Here is a 22,255-nt window from a genome sequence, read left to right as displayed (position 1 = left end):
CACCAACCCAGGCTTTCAGCCATTCGGCTGGGCCGGTGGCTTGTATGATGCTGATACCGGTTTAACCCGCTTTGGTGCGCGCGATTACGACGCCCAAACCGGCCGCTGGAACAGTAAAGACCCTATCCGCTTTGGCGGTGGCGACAGTAACTTATACGGTTATGTACTGGGCGACCCGGTAAACTTTATTGACCCCACCGGGGAGATACTGCAGGTTATCGTTGGCCGGGCGCTGTTTGGTGCCGCCAAAGAGTTCCTGTGGCAGGTCATTGTAGAAGGCCGCTCACTGGGCTGTGTCGACTACTGGCAGGTAGGTGCGGCAGCGCTTCAAGGTGCGTTTACCGGGGGAGTGGGTGGAAATGCCGCACGAAGTGGCATTCGTGGTACCGCCAAATCTCAATATACGAATAAACAAGCGAGAGAAGCAGCAACCAGAAATGGCTATGTATAGAAAGGCAGTAACTCACATGGCCCTATTTTCCACAAACCGAAAGCTGATCCAGCTTGGATTGGTAAATCAGATACAGGTCATGGTCCTGAAATGTTTAAAGGCTATGCAAATCAGAAGCAGGCTGAAGCCGGACGTAAGTCGAAAGACTCTAGGCTAGGTTCTTATGACGCAAATATGAATAAAATCGGCGGTTGATATGCAGTATTTTAAGGTTTGCAAATATGACTATGACAACCCGGATTATATGAGTGACTGGATGCTTGGATCAGAGCTTTTAAAAGCTGGACAAAGCCATTACCCAGAAGAGTATTATATTGTTGAGCAGCAATTTTTGGAGGTTGTATCTAATTTTTTCGAGTATTTTAATGAGGGAGAGTTTAATACCCATCATTTGAAGTTCTTCCTCGATGATGACGATTTCAACTCCCCTGATGAAAAAGTAGCAGCGTTCAGTAATTTACTTCCAAATATCGATTTGCCTTACTTAGTTGATAAAGAGTTTAATACGCTTAGTAATATTGAAAAAGTATATATATATCAACTTAGTCTGCGGGACGTCGTGCAGGTTGGAGTAAAAGATGTCAAAACAGGAGCATGTTTTTCAGATATGTCAGACGGCTTTTATTGGTTCCTAGCGTTACCGGATGATGTGCCGATTGACGAAATAGTTAAACCGCAGAAAGGTGTGTACGTTTACGATTGGTATGATATTTGGAGTGATGAGTAAAATTTTCCAGCCAAAATAAAGCCGCTTAAAAGCGGCTTTATTTTGGTGACGATACCTGTTTAACCCGCTTTGGTGCACGCGATTACGATGCACAAACCGGCCGCTGGACCAGTAAAGACCCCATCCGCTTTGGCGGGGGTGATAGTAACTTATACGGCTACGTACTGGGTGACCCGGTAAACTTTATTGACCCAACCGGGGAAATTCTGCAGGTGATCGTTGGCCGGGCACTGTTTGGTGCCGCCAAAGAATTCCTGTGGCAGGTGGTAATAGAAGGCCGTTCACTAGGCTGTGTCGACTACTGGCAAGTAGGTGCAGCAGCACTGCAAGGCGCGTTTACTGGGGGCGTCGGGCCTAGGGGTATTAAAGCCGGTAAAGGCGAGGTCTTTTACAAGACGACAGGCGAAGCAACCGCCGCAGCGAAGAAGTTAGGTTTTGAGAAAATTAAATCTAGAGTCCACGATCAGGCGGTTTATTACAACAAAAAAACAAAGCAGTATATAACTCGTGACGTTGGTAGCGGTGATGGCAAGGGCTCACACAATGGCGGAGTATGGAAAATAGCTGACTCTGTTAAAGATTTAGGCAGCAAGAATACACGCACCGGGACAGTTGATGCTGCTCTCAATCCGGTTGGAGGTTAGTTTTAATGATTGTTGATCTATTAATCAAAGAGCTGAGAGAGTTGGGTGAAGTATCTAAGCCACTTTTTGCCGTGATTGAAGGCTTTTCAGAAGATAGGCTATTTGTTTATATATTCGGTAATTCAATGGGGTTGCCGACAATTTCAGTTGTAGTAGATGAACCGCTTCCAGAGAATAAAAATAGCCAAGTGCTATTGAAAGGGCTTTTAATCTGGAAAGCAGAAGACCGCAATCCAGATGCTGAAGTGTATTTAAAGGCAATTCATGAATACCCTGATGAAAGCTACGATTTCCGGTATTTCAAATTGCAGGCCATTCGTGATGAAGGCGACCATCTTATTCTGATTGGTGACAAAGCTGAGGCGCTGAAGTTAAGGCAACACTATGATGCTTTCGATGAAAGTATGTATGCAGATGAAGAAGAGTAACGTTTAGCTGGGATCTCCTTTTAAAAACTGCACGCCATTAGCGTGAAGTTTTTATTAGAAGCAGGAAAAAGATCAAGCCTAACCAAGTAAGAATTTTTAGGGTCAGATCAAAATTTAACCTCTGTATAAAATAAGATTTCAATTTTGTCTGACCCCGCTGACTCAGCGTACAAACACAAGGTAGAGTACGACGGCTGGGGCACCTACTTTGAAAGTGACGAAGACGATGTAGATTATGACGAAGACGACGAAGAATAATCGTCTTTAACCAAGTAAAAGCCGCTGTAAAGCGGCTTTTTTGTTTTGATATAGGGCCGCTTTGCGAAGCGTCGTTCGTTAGACTTCGACGCTGCAGGTTAAACCTTACTAGTGCATCAATACCATGTTATTAAAGCTTGCAGACGTTTATTCACCGCCGCCAAGCTTATTAAACAGTTTGTCTTTTAGCTTGTCTTTAGCCTGATCTTTTACATCAGCCAATTTGGCATTAAGCATATTTTCAATGTTGTCGCTGATATCCGCTACCTCACCATCTTGCTGTGTGAGCAGTGCTGCCCAGTCTTGCTGGCCGGCTAAACCGCTTTGTAACTGCGTATTTAGCTTCGCTTGCAGCTCGCTTTGATAGGCCGCCACTTTTTGCTTGGCTTCGCCCAGCAAGGCATCACCCAGTACTTTATCCAACGACGAGCGGATACTAACAACCGGTTGGCTAATTAAACCGGTGGTGGCAATGTTCAGTGGGATCTGTTGTTGCTTGTTGAGCAAGCTGGCTAACTGTTGCAGATACTTATTACCGCTACTGCTAAAGTTGCCACCATTAAGCACAACACTGGCCTGCTGGTTAATTTGGTTATCGGTTAGTTTTAGCTTGCCATTGGAGGTAATCATTCCCGCAGCTAAATCTAGCGCAGTATCGTCCTTGCCAAACTGGGTTGCTTGCAGGGTTAACCCCTCTAGTGTCCAGTTTAGGTTGGTTATCATTTTATCCATAATGGCAAAATCACCATTAATATTAAGAGCTGACAGCTGAGGCAGCTGCTTAACGTCGACCGTAAACTGGGTCGCCCGGTCAATTAAAGCATGTTGTGCGGTGATATCCTGCAGTGTAATGGTGGCTTCACCACCACCAATTAACCAATTAACGTTGGCTCGTTTAACCCAAAAATTCGGATAAGGAGGGTTTGGTAACGGCAGTACCCGGTTTGGCAGTACAACCTCAGGAGTGGCATCTGCGGTATCTGAGGCAGCACCTTGCTCAGGAAGATAGGGTTTTGCCAGCACGTAAAGGCTTTGTAGCTGAGTAATACGCTGTGCCCACAAATCCCCCAGTAGAATTTGACTAATACCTGCCAGGCCGCCATCACTTAAATTAGCCAGCTGCTGCACCTTGGCATAATCTGCTTTACTGGCATCTTTAAGTTCTGTCACGGCATTGGCTAGTGCGCTTTGGCTATGCGTTAATAACTGCTTAGCTTCTACCAGGGTGGCTTGCTCGGTTTTTAATTTGTCTTTTAATTGGCTTAGCTGCTCTACTTTTTTAGCCAGGTCTGCGGCATCAGTTATTTTGCTGTCAGTTAATGCTTTAATATCAGCCTGATACTGAGCAATAACGTCTTTGGTTGGCAGCTTGTCTTGCAGTGTTTTCAGTTTTTGCTGTTCTACCAGTGCCAGTTGCTTTAGCGCTTCAGCTTTTGCTGGTGTTTGCAGGTTGGCGCGGGCAATCAATTCATCTGCATCGGGTAAATCGACCTGCAGTAATGCCGCAATATCAACTTTTTCGCCATCTTGTGATGGTTCGCGATAAACATCTCCGATGCTGCTGCGCTGTGCACCATATTGCAAACCGTCTACCGTTAGCTCGTCAATAACGTAGTAGCCTAACAGGGCAGGCCATACCTCTAACGCTGCCCGGGCATGGCCAAAGCTAATGCTGTTGTGACTGGGTTTGGCGGCGTCAGTAATTTGTAAGTCGTTAATGCGCAGCGCCAGCGGCGCCAGTTCAAGCGATACTTTGTTAATGTTTACTTCAGCACCAACGGCTTTTTCCAGGCTATAAACCATGCCCACGCGAATAGCCGGACCTGCCAATAAATAAACCAATGCCAGTAATGCAGCAAAGAATACGATAAACACTAACCAACCGGATTTACGGATCATTCGGTGCTCCTTAATTCAGTTTTTCGTACAGCGAAAACAACTTGCTGGCTTTGAGCATCTGCGTCACTTTCCATTTTTCCACATTGCTCATAATGCGGCTGCGATACTGCAGAACCAGCATTTTACTACACCAGGCGATAGGGAATGCTAACACCACGCCCAGAATAAAAGCACCCAGCGTTAGGGTGTGGTGCAAATGCAGTAGTTGCGCGGTTTCATTGTTTGCTAAAAAGCGTAATAAGGCGTCATTTTGGGCGTATTGCCAGGTGAGTTGCTCCAAAGGTTCGGCGAATAACAGCATTGAGCCTTCGGTCAGGCCCCACGTAACAATAAAAGTAGACAGGTTCACCGTTAGCAGGCAGACCAATAACACCAACAGCAACGTTAGCAAACCAAACGGCAATATGCCGACAAACAACCCCAGCGCTATCGCCCAGCCAATTTGCCAGGGAGATACCTGAGAGTTTAACACTTTAAGTATTTTAGCCAGCATGGTCAGCATAGGGCCTCCGGTAAACAGGCTGTAGATTATTGGTATATAAGGTAACAGCCTATTGGCTATTTGTCAGGGACAAAAAAGTGACAAGCGATTGAAAGATGATTAAAAAAGGAGGCGCGGTAACGATGATGCCTGTCTGTTAAGGTGTCAGTGGTCATCGGTTTGCCCTCACTAACACGCCGTGAGCCCCTCCACGGGGCTCGTTTTCGCCCGTTCGGGGCTTCAACGGTTAGTTTAGGGCAAGCCAATGGCACTTAAACGTTTAGCATAATGCTAATGACACGCCGATTATGGCATAGGCAAATGGCATGCTAAGCCAGCGCCAGGAAACCAAAAAACGCCAGCACCGCAGCCGCAAAGGCATAAGGGAACTGGGTTAAGGCATGGCTCATAAGGTTACAGCCTGAACCCTGCGCTGCCAGTACCGTAGAGTCACTGTAGAAACAGGCCTGGCTACCAAACGAACTTGCTGATAACAGTGCACCAATAACCAGCGGAATATCGGCTTCTACCGCAAACGCCAATGGCATTACGATAGGTATAGATACCGCAAAAATACCCCAGGAAGAACCCGTTGCAAAAGCCAGTATCGCCATTGACAAGAAAACCAGTGCGGGCAATAACTGCGCACTCATATAAGGCGCCAGGTTATCAATAATATATTGCGGCAGGCCTAACTGATCGCAAACATCTTTAAACACGAAGGCGGCAATAACCGTACAAATGGCCGGTAGCATGGTTTTAAAACCATGGATCATTTGATCCATCATTTCAGAGATGCTCATCAGCCTCTGCAGTAAATACAATGGCAGGGTGATAGCAAAGGTCATCAACAGGCCTTTCCAGACATCGATTTCAAACCAAATGGTAAAGCCAACCAACATAATCATCGGTAACAGGAAGTTATGCAGTTTGCCGCCGCTTTTGTCAGATTGCTCAAACTCTTGCTCAAACGACTGTACGGCAAAATCATCGGCGGAGTGAGTATCTTGCGCCGTGGTTGCTGAGTTTGGTGCATCAACGGCAGCTAATGTTGCTTGCTGTGCAGCCAGTTCGGCTTTCTTCATCGGGCCAAATATTGGCACTATGCCTAAGATAACCAGAATAACCATAATCATCGCCAGCCAGGCGTACAGCATATAAGGAATGGCAGAAATATAGGTGGCAATGCCGCTGGTATCTCCAGCGGGTGCAACGTCATTTGCCACCAACAGGCCACCAAAAAACACCGCCCAGGTAGAGATGGGGATCAGTACGCAAATGGGGGCGGCGGTCGAGTCGACCACATAGGCCAGCATTTCGCGCGACACTTTGTACTTGTCGGTAATGCGTTTCATGGTTTCACCCACGGTAAGCGCATTTAAATAGTCATCAACAAAGATCACGATGCCCAAAAAGCAGGTCATCATCAGGGATGACTTACGGCCTTTAGCTACATTTTGTGCTGCGCGGCCAAAGGCAAAGGCACCGCCGGTATGCACTAACAATGCGATAAGTGAGCCAAAGCCACCACAAACCAGAATTAGCCAGCCTATGGTTTCATCTTGCATTACGCGCAATGACGTTTCTGCGAAGTTATCCAACGCACCGACAGGCGACAATAAAAACAGGCCAACAATGGCACCCATAACTAATGCCAGAATAGGCCGTTTTAACCAAATAGCGATGGCCAGAACAGTAATAGGAGGAATTAAACTTAATGCGCTTGGTGTTATAGTTGCGGCCGCTTCGGCCGCCGCTGCAACAGGTTCGGCGAGACTCTCAACCAGGGTATCTGCTGACATCATTTTTTATTCTCATCACGCTTCCGGCAGGCCGGATAAAAGTTAAGTGAACCGTTGCAGCAGATAACCCAACTCAACGGCGAGGTGCCTTGCCAGCCGTGCTGCACGTAAAACAAACGCACTAAACACTAAACTGTACTGCATAAATACGCAGTGCAAGTGTATTAACAGCCAGCTGCCGAAATACCGCGCAATCATAGCAAAAATTATTTTTTCTACAACTGACATCTTTTGCCACTCTGTAGTAGGTAGTGCCTGACAAGTGAGTAAACCGATAGGTAATTTATTGGCAAAACTTAAACGCTGGCGCTGAATGAATCGTTAAAAACTAAATAATTAGTTGTAAGTTGGATAGAGAACGGCTAACTTAAAACTAATTGTTTAGTAGGTGATGGTAATGGCTAGAGCAAAATCAATAGAATTAACCGGTGCAGAGCAAAAAATTATGCAGGTGTTATGGCAGCATGGGCCGTGCTCTGTTAAAGCTATTGCTGCTGAGCTCAACAAGCAGTCTGCTGTGGCTTATACTACGGTACAAACCTTATGCCGTATTTTGCTCGACAAAGGCCATGTGCAGTGCGAAAAACAAGGCAAAGCTTTTGTATATCAGGCGATAACAGTACAACAAGAAGCTCGTAGTCAGGCGTTAAGCACATTGTTACAGCGTTTTTTTGCTGGTTCCCCAGAGTTACTGGCGCAGCACTTATTAGAACAACAAGCATTACCTGAAGCATTGCAGCAAGATCTTCAGGCACAAATTGATGCAAAAGCGCTTTTAGCTTCCGACAAGAGCCAACAGGAATCCTGAGCATGGTTGAATTCAGCTGGTTATTGTTTTACCTGTTGATTCATCTGGGGTTAGCGGCCGTTACTATACCCTGGCTATACTGGCTTAGCCAAAGTAAATGGCAGAGCGCACCACAATTTATGCTGCGCCTGTGGACAGCGTTAACGGTTATGCTGTTTATATTGCCTTTACTGATATTAATGCCAACCTCGGATAACAAAACAGAACCACGCCTGTTCGATACAGATCTTGCAACAATGCAGCCAGAGTCCGCACAAACAACACAATTGCTGTCTGGCGAAGTGCACCCAGTAGAAATAACCACAGAAATAACCCAGCGCTGGGCTTTAACCCCGCAATTGCTGTACTTATTATCACCGCCAGTATGGCTTTTGTTACTATTACCTTTAGGTTGTTTGCTGCAGGGTTATCGTTTTTATCAGAGTTACCGGCTTAGCCGCACTTTATGGCGCCAGGCCGAGCCGTTGTTTTTACCAGGTTATGAAGCTACTTCGCCTGCGTTATATCAGCACACGGGGATTGCTAGCGCTATGTTGCTGGGCTTACGCCACCCACGTATTGTGTTACCGGCCAGTTGGCTTGGTAGCCTGTCTGCAGAGCAGTTGCAACATGTAATTGTGCACGAACAGATGCACTGGCGGCGGCGGGATTTGCTGACGTTTTATCTGCAGCAACTGGCCGGGACGTTATGCTGTTGGAGCCCATGCTGGCGGCTAGTATGCCGACAGTTAAATCGCTATCGGGAGCTAAGCTGTGATGCTGCTGTGGTTGCCGGGTTAAAGCAGCCCCACCGGTATGCTCAGACATTACTCGATTGCAATAAGAAAATAGCAAGCCCTGCCTCGGCAGTACTGGCCATGTCATGGCAGCAACAGCCGCTGCTAGCCCAGCGCATTAACAATGTATTGCAAGGCACTAGCAAGCACGTAACCCCTTTGGCTGTCGTGATGATTACCGCGATATCTATGACACTACTAATCACTTTTGGTTTGGCGCAGCAGTGGCAGGTTGCCCAACTACCAAAGCAGTTCGGCCAGGTTAAGCTAAGCCAGCTGGGGCAATTGGAAGAATTACTCGACAGTATTAAGCGGCAGGACGTAGCCAAAGTGCAGCAGTTGATTGCAAAAGGTTATCAACTGAATCACCCCATGCCCGGCGAAGGAACCCCGCTGATGGTGGCGGTACGTAATGAAAACACCGAATTGGTAGAGATTTTACTGCGCGCCGGAGCCGATGTTAATGTCAGTAGCAGAGGTGATGGCAATGCGCTGATTATTGCGGTGCAGCGGCGCAACCTTAAGTTGGCGCAACAGTTAGTCCAGGCTGGTGCTGATGTTAATGCTGTGGTGCTGGCAGATGAAACGCCGTTGATTAACGCCAGCTATCTTGGCGACCTGCAGATGGTGCAATACCTGGTGGCTGTAGGTGCCATCGTTAATCTTAAAGTCGAGGCCACGCTGATGGATGGCCGGGAGCTCAGATCGGCGCTTAATCGGGCTGCTACCGAAGAGGTTAGAGGCTACTTACTTCAGCAGGGAGCTCTTCTCTGATGATTCGACGATAACTCTAGCAACCTTTCCAAGATATTAATTGATAACACGGGCCGTCTAAGCCTGCAGGCGAAGCTTTGCCTTGAACCTAGGATCAAACATAATTTAGGAGCAAAATTGATGAAAAAAATACTGATAAGCCTGCTTGGTATTATATTTGTTGCCGCATTAGTGCTTGCGGGTTACTGGTTTTCAGGCTGGCTAGCCTTACCTGACAAAGTGCCACAGCAAAGTGAGGTATACCAGCAAGACTTTGGTAACGCTGCTGAAAAGGCTATGGCTGAACTGGTGTTGGCACAGCAACAGCAGCAGTTACCAGCAGTAACGGCAGCAGTTGCGTGGCGCGGGCAATTAGTTTGGGTAGGGGCTGCAGGCTATGCCGATTTAGCCAACCAAACCGCGGCTACCGTACACAGCCAGTTTCGTATCGGCAGTACGTCAAAAGCGGTTACAGCAACCGCGTTAGCCAGAGCCGTCGCCGCCGGCGAAATCGACCTTGATAGTCCAATTAGCCAGTATATGCCGCAGTTGCCTAATCCGGCATGGCAAAACTTTACTTTACGGCAATTGATGTCTCATACCGCAGGGTTACCAGGTTATGCCGAAAATACCGACAGAATTGGGGCTATTAGAACCCTACTAAAGCAGCGTGATTTTCCGGATGTGATAGATGCTCTGGCACTGTTTGATGACAGTGAGCTGTTGTTTAGTCCGGGTACAGATTTTCATTACAGCTCTTTTGATGTAAATCTGGCCAGTGCAGTACTGCAAAGTGCTATGCAACAACCATTTTTGCAGTTTCTGCAACAAGAAGTTAGTGAGCCACTGCAACTGAACTCGTTGTCGGCAGATAATGATACCGTAGATGCCTTGGCAAATAGGGTAAGTTTTTATATTACTCATGATGGCTATGCGAAAAAACATTGGCCGGTAAATTTAAGCCAAAAATGGGCCGGTGGTGGTTTAATTGCCAGCTCTGCAGATTTAGCCAAATTAGGCTCAGCCTGGTTTAATCCGGATTTTATTCCTGCAGCAATACAGCAAGAATTCTGGACACCGCAACAACTTAGCAGCGGCGAAGTTAACGAGCAATTTTATGCCTTGGGCTGGCGACATTTTTCTCAGGACGCCCTTTTTTGTGATAAGCAGAATCCACTGAGCCGAAACATTAGCTATGTTCATCATGGCGGTGTGTCTGATGGGGCTCAAAGCTGGCTGGTACTTTATCCGGAACTGCAACTGGTGGTTGCGATGAACGCTAATACAGTAAAAGAAAACTACTGCGATTTTGCCGGGCAGGCAGCACGTATCACCCGGCCATTCTTGCAGCAGATAGCACCTGATTGGCTAGTGCCAAAGGTATAGCGTCGGTCACTGGTGTTATTAAAAAAGGCGGCCATCAGGCCGCCTTTGCACTACAAAAACTCGCTTGGTTTAAAGTGCAGCAATTTCGGCTTGCTGTGCTTGTAGCTTAACCACGGCCTGTTCCAGCTCGGCTTGTTTAGCGCGCTCTTTTTCCAGTACCGCTTCCGGTGCTTTGGCAACAAAGCCTGCATTGCTTAACTTACCTGCGACACGGGCCAGTTCTTGCTGGGTTTTTTCCAACTGCTTGGCTATGCGGCTAAGCTCAGCGTCTTTATCTATTAAACCGGCCATCGGTATTAACAAATCCATACTGCCAATCAGCTGCGCTGCGCTGGCTGGTGCTTGTTCGCCGGCGGCAAGAATGGTTATTTGCTCTAACTTAGCCAGGTTCATTAAGAAGTTTTCGTTCTCGCTTAAACGGCGCTGCTCTTCTCTGTTTACATTGCGCAGTAAGATGCTGAGTGGCTTACTGGGGGCAATGTTCATTTCACCGCGGACATTTCGAATAGCGGTGATTACTGCTTTTAACCACTCTAAATCCGCTGTTGCTGTGGCATCAATCAGGGCATCGTTACACTCTGGGTAAGGCTGTAACATAATGCTGTCGGCATCAATACCGGCTAAGGGTTTAACCGACTGCCAGATGGTTTCGGTAATAAACGGCATAATAGGGTGCATTAAACGCAGCAGGCTTTCTAACACCGTAACCAGCGTGTGGCGGGTACCGCGTTGCTGTACGTCATTACCCTTGAATAATATTGGCTTCGTGAGCTCCAGATACCAATCGCAGAACTGGTTCCAGGTAAATTCGTATAAAGCCGTTGCCGCTAAGTCAAAGCGGTAGCTGTCTATATACTGCCTTACCTGCGTCACGGTGCCTTGATACTGAGCCAAAATCCATTTGTCAGCCAGTGACAGTTGCATCTCGCCGCCGTTAAAGCCGCAATCCTGCTCTTCTGTGTTCATCAGCACATAACGGCTGGCATTCCACAGCTTGTTACAGAAGTTACGATAGCCTTCTAAGCGTTTCATGTCCCAGTTAATATCACGGCCGGTTGAAGCCAGTGCCGCAAGGGTAAAGCGCAGCGCATCGGTACCGCTGGCGGTAATGCCTTGGGGGAATTGCTTTTCAGTCGCTTTGGCAATTTTTTCAGCTAAGTGCGGCTGCATCATATTACTGGTGCGTTTGGCAAGTAAGTCTTCCAGACTGATGCCGTCGATCATATCCAGTGGGTCAACCACGTTGCCCTTGGATTTCGACATTTTATCGCCATTTTCATCGCGAATAAGCCCGGTAACATACACGGTTTTAAACGGCACCTGCGGTTTGCTATCTTTATCTTTAATAAAGTGCATGGTCATCATGATCATCCGGGCAACCCAGAAGAAAATAATGTCAAAACCGGTTACCAGCACATTAGTTGGGTGGAAGGTGCGCAGAGCGTCGGTGTCTTCCGGCCAGCCCAGTGTTGAGAAGGTCCACAACGCAGAGCTAAACCAGGTATCCAGCACGTCGTTGTCTTGTGCCAACACCACACTGTCGTCTAACTGATGCTTGCTACGCACTTCAGCTTCAGTACGGCCAACATAGACTTTACCGTTTTGGTCGTACCAGGCCGGAATACGGTGGCCCCACCACAATTGACGCGAAATACACCAGTCCTGAATGTCACGCATCCAGCTGTAGTACATGTTTTCGTATTGCTTAGGCACAAATTCAATTTGGCCACTTTCTACCGCTTCAGTGGCGGTTTTCGCCAGCGGTGCTACACGTACATACCATTGGTCGGTTAGCAAAGGTTCAATCACGACGCCACTGCGATCGCCATAAGGCAGGGTGTTATTGTGATCTTCTACCTTTTCTAATAAGCCTAAGGCGTCAAAGGCGGCTACTATGGCTTTACGCGCAGCGTAGCGGTCTAAACCCTGATATTCTTCCGGAATAGTGGCACTAAGACCCGGGTTTATTTCGCCGTTTGGCTGAAAACATTCGCCCTCTGTGCGAATAGTCGCATCTGGCGTCATAATGTTAATCATTGGCAACTGGTTGCGCTTGCCTACTTCGTAGTCATTAAAATCATGCGCAGGGGTTATTTTTACGCAGCCGGTACCTTTTTCCATGTCGGCATGTTCATCAGCCACGATAGGAATACGGCGATTAACCAGCGGCAGCAATATAGTTTTACCAATCAGTGCCTGGTAGCGTTCATCCTCAGCGTTTACTGCCACACCGGTGTCACCCAGCATGGTTTCCGGGCGCGTGGTGGCAACAACCAGGTAGTTTTTACCCTCGGCAGTTGTTTCACCGTCGGCCAGTGGATAGCGTAAATGCCACATATGGCCTTTCTGATCTTTGTTTTCTACTTCTAAGTCAGAAATGGCGGTGTGCAGTTTAGGATCCCAGTTGACCAGGCGTTTACCGCGATAAATTAAGTCGTCTTCGTATAAACGCACAAACACTTCTTGTACCGCGTGAGACAAGCCGTCGTCCATGGTAAAGCGTTCGCGCTGCCAATCTACCGAGTTACCTAAACGGCGCATTTGCGAGGTTATAGTGCCGCCAGACTCGGCTTTCCAGTCCCACACTTTTTCGATAAAGGCATCACGCCCCAGTTGATGCCGGCCAGGTAAACCTTCTGCGGCCAGTTTACGCTCTACTACCATTTGAGTAGCAATACCGGCGTGATCAGTACCCACCTGCCACAAGGTGTTTTTACCTTGCATGCGCTGGTAGCGGGTTAGCGCGTCCATAATGGTTTGCTGAAAGGCATGGCCCATGTGCAGGCTGCCCGTGACGTTTGGCGGCGGGATCATAATGCAATAGTTGCCATGGCTTTCATCACCACTTGGCTGAAAATAACCTTTGGCTTCCCATGCGTTGTACATGGCCTGTTCTATTTCACTGGGGTTAAACGTCTTTTCCATGATAGTACCTGTAATCAATTGGCGTTAATGGTTTGCGGATTAACACCTAACTGACGATATTGCTTAAAACGCTCCCTGGCCTGCGCTTTTAATGACTCGGCGGTGGGAACAAATTCGATGATGTGTGAAAAACGGTTGGCAAAAGCCGGAATAGTGTCGGCTAAGTTTATTAGCACGGTCCGGTTTTGCCTTGGTGCTTGCCAGCCTATTTCTACCGGTGCACCATATTTAGGGCCTTCGCCACTGAGGTTATGTGGAACAAAACGCTCAGCATCGAACTGCCAAAGCAGCTCGTCAAAGACTTCGGCCTGTTGTTGGCTGGCAGTATAAACGAAAACCCGCTGTTTGGCGCGGAACAAGTCGGCACATAGCTGACAAGCTAAAGTAAAATGAGCTGGCGTGGTGCTCAGCTCATTTTGTGTGGCTTGTAAGTCTGCTGGCGTGTCGCTTAACAGATAAAAGCTAACCTGCATCAGTTATCCTGTTGCTGGCCAACCCGGTTAATTAAAAACTGGGTTAGCAACGACACCGGCCGGCCAGTGCTGCCTTTATCTTTACCCCCACTGCGCCAGGCGGTACCGGCAATATCCAAATGCGCCCAGTTATATTTGCGGGTAAAGCGCGATAAGAAACACGCCGCGGTAATAGTACCGGCAGCACGGCCACCTAAATTACTAAAGTCAGCGAACGGGCTTTCCAGCTGGTCTTGATAATCATCCCACAATGGAAGACGCCAGGCGCGGTCACCACTTTGCTCAGACGCATTAAGTATTTCATGTGCCAGTGGGTTATGGTTGCTTAGTAAGCCAGACGCATGTTTACCCAAGGCAATAACGCAGGCACCGGTTAAGGTGGCAACGTCAATAACCAGTTCAGGGTCAAAGCGCTCAACATAGGTTAAGGCATCGCATAATACTAAGCGGCCTTCCGCGTCGGTATTGAGTACTTCTACGGTCTGGCCCGACATTGTCGTCAGGATATCGCCAGGGCGATAGGCGTTAGCATCGGGCATATTTTCGGCTGCGGCTAATACGGCAACAATATTAATCGGCAGGTTTAAATTAAGCACGGCATGCATAGTGCCTAGTACCGACGCGGCGCCGCACATGTCGTATTTCATTTCGTCCATGCCATCGCCCGGCTTTAAGCTAATGCCGCCAGAGTCGAAAGTCAGGCCTTTACCTACCAGCACCACCGGTGCGCTGTCGTTCTCGGCACCATTGTATTTAATTACCGACATACGCGGGCCATTAACAGAACCACGGCCTACTGCAAGGTACGAATTCATGCCGTGTGCGGCCAGTTCTTCTGCGCCTAATACATCAACGCTAATTTTGGCCGAGCTTTCTGCTAACAATTGGGCTTGGTCTGCCAGGTACTGTGGCGTGCAAATGTTCGGTGGCATATTGCCAACGTCTTTACATTGCTTAATACCTGCAGCAATGGCTAAACCGTGTTCTACGGCTTTTTCACCAATGGTTAAGTCACGGCGGGTAGGTACATTAAATACAATTTTGCGCAGCGGACGACGGGTTTCATCTTTTTTGCTTTTTAACCGGTCAAACACATACAGGCAGTCTTGCGTGGTTTCCACTGCATGACGCACTTTCCAGTAGGTATCGCGGCCTTTAACGTGCAGTTCAGACAAAAAGCATACCGCTTCCATCGAACCGGTTTCATTCAGTGTACTAATGGTTTTGGCAATAATCTGGCGATACTGGCGCTCGTCTAGTTCGCGCTCTTTGCCGCAGCCAACCAATAATACGCGCTCACTTAATACGTTAGGCACATGGTGCAATAGCAACATCTGGCCGGGCTTGCCTTCCAGATCGCCACGGCGTAACAGGTTGCTGATATAGCCGTCACTGATTTTATCCAGTTGTTCTGCTACGGCGGAAAGACGGCGCGGTTCATATACGCCAACCACAATGCACGCACTGCGTTGTTTTTCCGGACTTCCGCTTTTTACGCTGAACTCCATACTAACTCCTGATTCTAATAGACTGTGCTAACATAACTCAGTACTTTAATGGCCAAATTCTACCGTGAATTTATAAAAAAGCTCGGTTTTCTCTGCTGTTTGGTCGATAATAATTGCTATAAATATCAAGTTTACTGAAAAATCGCTAGGGTTCCAGCAAAAAGGCAGGTTTTTAGGGGGCGTTTTGATCATTTTTCGTTACCTGCTCAGTGAGGTGTTCAAGTCTCAACTGGCGGTATTTATCATTTTAATGACCATTATCATCAGCCAGCGCTTTGTCAGAATTTTGGCCGATGCGTCAGAGGGAGAAATTCCCGGGCAACTGGTTATGAGCATAGTGGCATTAAAGCTACCGCAGTTGGCCGTTATTATATTGCCACTCAGTGCCTTTGTTGGCGTATTGGTGGCGTACGGCCGGGTGTATGCTGACAGTGAAATGACGGTATTACATGCCACTGGCGTGAGTGAATGGTACATCGTGCGTATAACGCTGCTGTTGTCATTGCTTATGGCCATACTGGCCGGCAGCGTTACGCTGTATTTGAGCCCGTGGGCAACAGAACAAGAATACCGCATTTTGGAAAAAGCAGATGCTAATGCCGGGTTGTTATCTGTAGTGCCAGGCCGGTTTCAACACACGTCAAACGAAAAAGCGGTAATTTTTGTGCATGACGTTGGGCGAGGCAGCCAAAGCGGCGAGCTAATGCGGGTGTTTGTGGCGCAAAATAACAGTGACGACCGCTTAGGGCATTCTATTGTTTATGCCAACAGCGGTAATGTAAAAGAAGATGCCAATGGCGGCCAAACCTTACAACTTGAGCAAGGCCGACGTTACGCGGGTGAAGTAGGTTCACCGGCATTTGAAGTTACCGAGTTTGAGCGCTATCAAATTCAAATTCGTGAGCAAGAAGTAGAACAGCGCCGGCGTAAGTTGGGTTCTGTTGCTACCACAGAGCTACTTACCATGGACAGCAACGAAGCCATAGCCGAATGGCACTGGCGTATCGCCATACCGCTGTCTATACCCTTGCTTACCCTTATTGCCGTGCCACTTAGCCGGGTTAATCCACGCCAGGGTAAATTTGGTCGCTTGCTACCGGCGCTACTACTGTACTTAGGCTATTACTCTTTGCTTATTATTGCCCGCTCGGCACTGGAAGATGGCAAAATCCCACCGGCGATGGGCATGTGGTGGCTACACGCGTTAGCGCTGATGGTCGGCGGGGTGTTAATTATGCGAAGCCGCAGCAGCGCGCAGCGGTTTCATGCCTGGCTGGCGGGAAGAAGTTAACATGTTGAAAATATTAGATGTTTATATTGGTCGCAGTATTTTTAATACGTCAATGCTAACACTCAGTGTACTGTTAGCCATTTCTGCCATGTTTAAGTTTATCGACCAAATGCGTTCAGTGGGGCGTGGCTACTATGACATGGTGCATGCTGCGTTATTTACCTTATACAGCGTGCCTGGCGACTTGGTGACGTTTTTCCCGATGGCGGCATTAATCGGCGGCTTAATTGGCTTAGGTATGCTGGCCAGTAGCAGCGAGCTGGTGGTGATGCAAGCCGCGGGCTTATCACGTCTTAATATTATCAGTTCGGTAATGAAAACCGCCGTGCTAATGATGCTGTTGGTGATGGCGGTAGGCGAGTGGGGCGCACCAGTAAGTGACCGTGCGGCACGCGAGCTGCGCACCAAAGCTATTTCAGATGGTAGCTTGTTTGCGGCACAGCAAGGTATATGGGCCAAAGATGGCGACAACTTTGTCAATATTCGCAAAGTTGACGATATGGGCAATTTAGAGCAAGTCGTGGTGTATCAATTTGATGAGCAGCTACAGCTGTTGTCTATTGTGAGCGCCGATAAAGCGATATACAGCGGTGACGCCTGGCAACTGCAGCAAGTAGAACAGTTGCAGTTTGGCCCTGACCGTATTTTAAAGCAAAGCCTGCCAGAGCAGCGCTGGCGTTCATCGTTAACGCCGGACAAGTTGGGTGTGGTAACGATTAAACCAGAAATGTTATCGCTAACCGGCCTTAACGACTACGTGGATTACCTGCAACAAAACTCGCAAGACTCCAGCCGCTACGAGCTTGCGTTTTGGCGCAAGGCGCTGCAGCCACTGACTATTGTTGCCATGTTGCTGATGGCCTTGTCATTTATTTTTGGCCCATTGCGCAGTGTTACCATGGCAGCCAGAGTACTGATGGGCATTTTAACCGGCTTTGCGTTTTACATGAGTAACGAAGTATTTGGCCCGGTAGCACTGGTGTATCAGCTACCCCCTATCATTGGTGCTTTGCTGCCAAGCGCTATTTTTATTGCCTTATCAGCTTATTTTATGCAGAAAAAAGCCTAGCACGGCACCATGCAGCCCTAGCGGGCTGCTTTGTGCAAATTAAGTAGTTTGCTTTGTTCTTTGGTAAGAATAATAACCTGAGTAGACGTAAGCTGGTCTTGCAAGGCCAGCCCTTTGCCCCAGCGCAGCCACAACCAGATATTACCCAGCCCCAGCAACGCGCTAAACGCTCGTAACACGGCTTGTTTTAAGCTAATTGCTTCACCATTTTGTTGCACCAACAATAAACGCCAGGCCCGCATGCCCAGGGTTTGGCCGCCTTTGCACCAAAAATACAAATAGAACCAAAAAAAACACAGCACAGAATACAGCTGAAACCATAATTTATGCTGAGTAATAAAATCGGCGTGGTCGGTATAATTAGCTAAAGAGATGATGCCAGCACTGTTTAACAGCGCAACCACCAACAGCGCCAAAGCCATTGCTGCCATCCAAAGCGCAGCCAGTATTAACCAGTCGTACATTATTGCCGCTAAACGGCGAATTAAACCCGCGCGGGGTGCATTGGCAAACATAGTGATTTCCGCTAATAAAAACGGCGCAAGTGTAGCATGGGGCAAGGCTTTTTCGAAGCTGCTGTATTTTTGCGCAACCGCACCATCAAAACATAAATTCGCTTGCGCTGGCAGATTCGCATCGTATAATGCACCCGTTTACTGCAAAAAAATCCCTCAGTGCCTGGGTGGCGAAATCGGTAGACGCAGCGGATTCAAAATCCGCCGGGGGAAACTCCGTGTCGGTTCGAGTCCGACCCTAGGCACCAAATTTTCCAACAAGCTAAAGTTTTTCGCTTATGCCCGTACGTTGGAATTGTTTTCTAAAGCTCTCGCTGTTAAAGCACGTTCGTATTCAAAAATTTCCGACACAACAAATGCTAGATGATGGTTAGTGTCAATTTTGATCCAGACCTGAGCATTTCCACCGGGGAATTCTTGGTTTTTACATCGCATTATTTCATTGTCACCCCAACTAAAAGTAGGGCCTAAATAATGTCCTGAATTTATCACTTTTTCTGCTAAAGCCCAATGCTGCTTGCCTTTTGGTGGCTTTGTCATAGCTTGTCCTCTAGCGACAAAGTATTCATTCTCTTTGGTATAGCGAATTTTTCCATTTGTATGTGGGTTCGGAAAGCCAGCGTTACTGCTAGGGCCTCTAACCGCATAATCGCCAAAGCCAATTGAATGGTTTGGATACTGGGTGCGAATGTTTTTCCAAAGCAACATTTCTTTTCTTAAAACAGATCCACATGAATTATGCTTTGAGACCGCCATATCTATAGTTTTTGGTAATGAACAGCCAGCGATAGAATAACTGCCAAAGTTGTAATTTTTGATTAGGTCAAACAGCGCATCAAATTTATCAAAGAGTTCGATAGTCGAATCGCTATAAACATCTTCAAAATCTAAAAGTACATGACAGTTAGCAGGTTCCAGCTCCAGCAAATCAATCATTTCATCTATGATCTCTTTTAAAAAATCAGGTTCAGCTGAATCTTCGAAGGCGTGATGATCCAATCTAATACACACTTTACCTGTATGCATCGAGATGATGCTTTTTAAAGCAAGTTGATAGTCGTATATACTCCAGCGGTCATAGCCTACGACTGGTACAGCAGTAATACCCAGTGATCGTAACTGGTTATATATACTAGTAGTCAGATGTTCACCGTTTTCCAGAGTTGTTGAAGGATTCCAATGAAAGGTATCGAACATTGCAGGCCGACCAGCCCAAACATTGCTTATTTCTTTGCAGGTATCACTAATATAAAGTTCGTTTGGATTAGTTGATTCAGTATAAGCCTTGCGCTGCGGCCTCTGCGGAAACTCAAACAACGGTACCAGTAAATTAGCCACATCGCTCTTTGTGTTTGATAACGCTGTAAATTCAGCGGCCATTGCTTTCATAATTGGAAAGTATGTTGGATTCATATTTTGACCTCATTCATCGATATTTTGAAACAATGACCGCACTTGATTTTGACCTAGGAGATCTGTGAACATTCCATAATTACCTGTTTCCTTCCTTATTCGGCCTGCAACAATTGCAGGGTGAATCTTGAGTTCTTTAGCAAGTTTTTCTATGGTTTCTTTACTTGGCGATAAGTATGCTTCGCTTCTACGCCAATGGACTCTTGGAATGAAAGCTTCTCTAGCTAACCTATTTGCTTCTGCCTCTCGACGATCTTCCGATGAAGCGTCTAAATCGTCTAGAAAGGCTTCCTCACTTGTTACATGCTTCCAAATATGAGCCACTTCGTGAAGTAAGGTAAACCAAAAGTAATCGACCCTATCATATCTAAGGGTAAGCGCGACTATCGGCGTTCCGTCAGCATCCTTTAACGCAGCGCCATCTAATAAAGTTCCTTTCAGCGAAGGTTCAATTATTACTTTAATACCTGATTTCTCGAGAAACTCAACTGCAAGTAACGGCCCTTTATCGAACCAACTCAGTTGAGCAAGCTCCTTCAGATATTGTGCTGAAAGAGTATTTTCATCAAAATGACCAATATTTTTTGACTGTTCTCGAGATTTTTGGATTACTCGTGCCAACCATGCATACAGTGCATACTTAGATGTTGGCGATTTAGCTTCACCAGCTAGTGTTCTTCGAAATGAAGCTGTACCAAAATGGAGTCCTGCTTCAGAGATAAAATCTTTTACTAATTCTTCAATGTTGTCTTTGGCTGCTTTAGTCACATTTCCAATCCAGCCTCTTTTGGACATTTCTTTAATAGGAAACTTTGACCAGTCAACCGCTGGCTTTTTTTCCACTAAATCAGGAGTAGCAGCCCCAACTAAGGTATCAGCGGAAATGCCTAATCCTATTGTCAGTGCGCGAATCATTTGTACAGTCAATGGACGCTTTCTGTTCAAAACTTCTGAAACCCTGCTGCTTGTACCAAAGTAAGGTATCAAATCAGCTTGCTTCAGTCCTTTTTCACTCATCCGAAATAAAATCGCATCTATGGGATCAGGCGTTTCCACCGGATATTTTGAATTTTCATAGGACTCTATAAGAACACTCAATAGCTCCAAGCGTTCACTTTGGCTTGGTGTTAAATTAAGTCCTAATGAAATCAAAGCCTGCACTTCATTAAGATAGGCGTAATATTGATCTTCAGTTCGAATAACTTTAGCTTCCATAGAGTTACTCATTATTGTATGCCCGTAATGATTGCAATGTTTTGTTGGAACGCAATTTTTATGTAAACCTCTTTACTGCAACTGTTGATAGGAAACGCTATTTGCCCATCTTCAGACAAACGAATATTTGGGAACTGTCTGCTAACGTCCTCTGGATGTTTCCACGTGGCATGTTCAAGCTCTGCAACCCATCCGCGCATCCACTTCGATGCTGGCTCATCAGTTCGCAGAATGATTTGTATTTTGTCTTTTCCGATAAGGCGCATAGGATATTTTTACTCCCAATTTGGGAGTATTATGGTTTTACGCCTGTCTTTTGTCAAGCTCCCAAATTGGGATTTTTAGCTATTGGTAAGAGATTGATGACTGGGAGATTGCAAGGGGTAGCTTGAGGTGGGTTTTGCAAAATTTAATTCTTTTATACTTAAAATGTTACTTAAGCCATTTGAATAGGAACCAGCTAAAAGGGCGGGTTCCTACGTTACATTAAATTAGTTTCACAACTTTGCTAAACGATTTGACTGAGTCTAATGACAGCCAATCACAAAGTTCAACAAACTGTTCTAAAATTATACGCTGCGTCAGTAAACAGAATTTTTATAACTTATTTTTGACTAATTCTCTATCTTGAACAATATTTTCTTACGTAGTGCTTGTGTTGGACATTTATTAGGTGATATTGCACATAATTTTTTGTGTAGATATTCAACTAATTGAGAAAAAATTAACCGCTGGTGTCCTGTTTTTCCTGATGTTGACTTTAAGGATTGGAGCGCAACTCAAACTCTTTGCAAAGGAATGCTGCAATGCTTTGCTTCATATCCATTCGATTCTTCCGAATCTTTACTATTTTTGTTTTTATGGCAATTGTTCTCTCTAGCTGTACCTTAACTGAAAAAGGGCTAACGGGCGTTGCATTGTTAGGTTCAGCACCTTCTAATGAAATAGAGCAAATATTCTATCTAGGAGTTTTCGACCCGCAGGAACAGATTCCCCAAACGATTTATCGGATCCGTATACATGGACAGGCAAGTGCGTTAAATAAAATGAAGTTTGGTTCGGGTTGGGTAAAAGCTGAATTAGTTGATTCTTTGACGTCGCAGCAAGAAATAGTTGCACAGGCTAGCACTCTAAAAGGTGACAACAGTCCGGTATTTAACGAAATGCTCAGAAATGACGTGCAACGTAAATTGATCGCTTTTGGCCCGGAGGGGTTTCGCGTCAGCCCTAAAAATCACAGGTTGGTAGTGGTCATGGGGTCGAGCCCTGCTGCTTTTTTTTCGGCTGTTGACCAAGTGACGGGACAGAAAGCCAGAATGCAAAATACGACTATCAGCCAGGAGCTTGTCCGTTATCTATTTGATTCTTTAACTGATATGCAGGCACAGCGCAAAGAGCTCGATCGTATCAGCCCGAAAGCCACTGGAGGCTGA

At 46.6% G+C, this 22,255-nt stretch carries 18 protein-coding genes, 1 tRNA gene and 3 pseudogenes; 13 read left to right on the top strand and 9 right to left on the bottom strand.

The features are described 5' to 3' along the window. Window positions 1-10: 10 nt before the first annotated feature. The 6 genes and pseudogenes from ORJ00_RS05250 to ORJ00_RS05230 all read left to right on the top strand — a co-directional run. Window positions 11-451 (top strand): annotated as a pseudogene (locus ORJ00_RS05250) (RHS repeat-associated core domain-containing protein); the annotation flags it as partial. 21 nt (window positions 452-472) lie between these two features. Continuing rightward, window positions 473-646, top strand: a pseudogene (locus ORJ00_RS18985) (hypothetical protein); the annotation flags it as partial. Between the two features lies 1 nt (window position 647). Next, window positions 648-1,178, top strand: coding sequence for a hypothetical protein (locus ORJ00_RS05245; protein ID WP_027671351.1), 531 nt, complete (start codon window positions 648-650; stop codon window positions 1,176-1,178). A 59-nt stretch (window positions 1,179-1,237) separates the two neighbouring features. Continuing rightward, window positions 1,238-1,366: pseudogene (locus tag ORJ00_RS05240) on the top strand (RHS repeat-associated core domain-containing protein); the annotation flags it as partial. Window positions 1,367-1,390: 24 nt separating this feature from the next. Continuing rightward, window positions 1,391-1,822 carry a toxin C-terminal domain-containing protein gene (locus tag ORJ00_RS05235; RefSeq protein WP_306139193.1) on the top strand — a complete coding sequence of 144 codons (432 nt, stop codon included), beginning with the start codon at window positions 1,391-1,393 and terminating at the stop codon, window positions 1,820-1,822. 5 nt (window positions 1,823-1,827) lie between these two features. Next, the gene (locus ORJ00_RS05230) at window positions 1,828-2,250 is read left to right on the top strand and encodes a hypothetical protein (protein WP_306139192.1); all 423 of its coding nucleotides are present in this window, start codon (window positions 1,828-1,830) and stop codon (window positions 2,248-2,250) included. Between the two features lie 405 nt (window positions 2,251-2,655). Here the strand turns inward: ORJ00_RS05230 and ORJ00_RS05225 are convergent, their stop codons facing one another. From ORJ00_RS05225 to ORJ00_RS05215, 3 genes are all read right to left on the bottom strand, one after another. Then, entirely contained in the window at window positions 2,656-4,407 is a 1,752-nt protein-coding gene (locus ORJ00_RS05225; RefSeq protein ID WP_306139191.1) for a TIGR03545 family protein, read from the bottom strand. A gap of 10 nt (window positions 4,408-4,417) precedes the next feature. Next, on the bottom strand, window positions 4,418-4,909 hold the full coding sequence (locus tag ORJ00_RS05220; protein ID WP_306139190.1) for a TIGR03546 family protein: 492 nt from the start codon (window positions 4,907-4,909) through the stop codon (window positions 4,418-4,420). 308 nt (window positions 4,910-5,217) lie between these two features. Continuing rightward, window positions 5,218-6,693: a Na+/H+ antiporter NhaC family protein gene (locus tag ORJ00_RS05215; RefSeq protein ID WP_156886002.1), complete on the bottom strand. Its 1,476-nt coding sequence runs from the start codon at window positions 6,691-6,693 to the stop codon at window positions 5,218-5,220. A 394-nt stretch (window positions 6,694-7,087) separates the two neighbouring features. Here ORJ00_RS05215 and ORJ00_RS05210 point away from each other — a divergent pair, with 394 nt between their 5' ends. From ORJ00_RS05210 to ORJ00_RS05200, 3 genes are all read left to right on the top strand, one after another. After that, complete coding sequence (locus ORJ00_RS05210; protein ID WP_027672099.1) at window positions 7,088-7,498, top strand: BlaI/MecI/CopY family transcriptional regulator; 411 nt, start codon at window positions 7,088-7,090, stop codon at window positions 7,496-7,498. A 2-nt stretch (window positions 7,499-7,500) separates the two neighbouring features. Next, window positions 7,501-9,048: a M56 family metallopeptidase gene (locus ORJ00_RS05205; protein WP_306139189.1), complete on the top strand. Its 1,548-nt coding sequence runs from the start codon at window positions 7,501-7,503 to the stop codon at window positions 9,046-9,048. A gap of 120 nt (window positions 9,049-9,168) precedes the next feature. Then, entirely contained in the window at window positions 9,169-10,413 is a 1,245-nt protein-coding gene (locus ORJ00_RS05200; RefSeq protein ID WP_306139188.1) for a serine hydrolase domain-containing protein, read from the top strand. Between the two features lie 69 nt (window positions 10,414-10,482). On the opposite strand, the gene ORJ00_RS05195 is transcribed toward ORJ00_RS05200, so the two are convergent. Genes ORJ00_RS05195 through pepA form a run of 3 tightly spaced genes read right to left on the bottom strand, consistent with a single transcriptional unit; the run spans window position 10,483 to window position 15,319 of the window. Next, window positions 10,483-13,338 carry a valine--tRNA ligase gene (locus tag ORJ00_RS05195; RefSeq protein WP_306139187.1) on the bottom strand — a complete coding sequence of 952 codons (2,856 nt, stop codon included), beginning with the start codon at window positions 13,336-13,338 and terminating at the stop codon, window positions 10,483-10,485. Between the two features lie 14 nt (window positions 13,339-13,352). Further along, window positions 13,353-13,811 carry a DNA polymerase III subunit chi gene (locus ORJ00_RS05190; protein ID WP_306139186.1) on the bottom strand — a complete coding sequence of 153 codons (459 nt, stop codon included), beginning with the start codon at window positions 13,809-13,811 and terminating at the stop codon, window positions 13,353-13,355. Beyond that, window positions 13,811-15,319 (bottom strand): leucyl aminopeptidase, encoded by a 1,509-nt coding sequence (gene pepA / locus ORJ00_RS05185; protein WP_027672094.1) that lies wholly within the window; start codon window positions 15,317-15,319, stop codon window positions 13,811-13,813. The genes ORJ00_RS05190 and pepA overlap by 1 nt, the downstream gene beginning before the upstream one ends. 184 nt (window positions 15,320-15,503) lie before the next feature. Here pepA and lptF point away from each other — a divergent pair, with 184 nt between their 5' ends. Beyond that, a complete protein-coding gene (gene lptF, locus ORJ00_RS05180) occupies window positions 15,504-16,610 on the top strand; it encodes an LPS export ABC transporter permease LptF (protein WP_306139185.1) in 1,107 nt (368 codons plus the stop codon). A gap of 1 nt (window position 16,611) precedes the next feature. Then, window positions 16,612-17,679, top strand: coding sequence for an LPS export ABC transporter permease LptG (gene lptG, locus ORJ00_RS05175; protein ID WP_306139184.1), 1,068 nt, complete (start codon window positions 16,612-16,614; stop codon window positions 17,677-17,679). Window positions 17,680-17,696: 17 nt separating this feature from the next. Here the strand turns inward: lptG and ORJ00_RS05170 are convergent, their stop codons facing one another. Then, window positions 17,697-18,194, bottom strand: a complete 498-nt coding sequence (locus tag ORJ00_RS05170; RefSeq protein ID WP_306139182.1) for an RDD family protein — start codon at window positions 18,192-18,194, stop codon at window positions 17,697-17,699. Between the two features lie 161 nt (window positions 18,195-18,355). On the opposite strand from ORJ00_RS05170, the gene ORJ00_RS05165 reads away from it, so the two are divergent. Beyond that, window positions 18,356-18,442: transfer RNA gene (locus tag ORJ00_RS05165), tRNA-Leu, on the top strand. Between the two features lie 28 nt (window positions 18,443-18,470). On the opposite strand, the gene ORJ00_RS05160 is transcribed toward ORJ00_RS05165, so the two are convergent. Next, window positions 18,471-19,607, bottom strand: a complete 1,137-nt coding sequence (locus ORJ00_RS05160) for a beta family protein (RefSeq protein WP_306139180.1) — start codon at window positions 19,605-19,607, stop codon at window positions 18,471-18,473. Window positions 19,608-19,616: 9 nt separating this feature from the next. Then, window positions 19,617-20,822: an ImmA/IrrE family metallo-endopeptidase gene (locus tag ORJ00_RS05155; protein WP_306139179.1), complete on the bottom strand. Its 1,206-nt coding sequence runs from the start codon at window positions 20,820-20,822 to the stop codon at window positions 19,617-19,619. An 806-nt stretch (window positions 20,823-21,628) separates the two neighbouring features. Between ORJ00_RS05155 and ORJ00_RS05150 the strand changes: the two genes are divergently transcribed. Then, complete coding sequence (locus ORJ00_RS05150; protein ID WP_305977510.1) at window positions 21,629-22,255, top strand: hypothetical protein; 627 nt, start codon at window positions 21,629-21,631, stop codon at window positions 22,253-22,255.

The organism is Rheinheimera baltica (assembly GCF_030731985.1).
GTDB lineage: Bacteria > Pseudomonadota > Gammaproteobacteria > Enterobacterales > Alteromonadaceae > Alishewanella > Alishewanella baltica.
The sequence above is the reverse complement of the archived record's forward strand: the minus strand, read 5'-3'. Positions and strand labels throughout refer to the sequence as shown.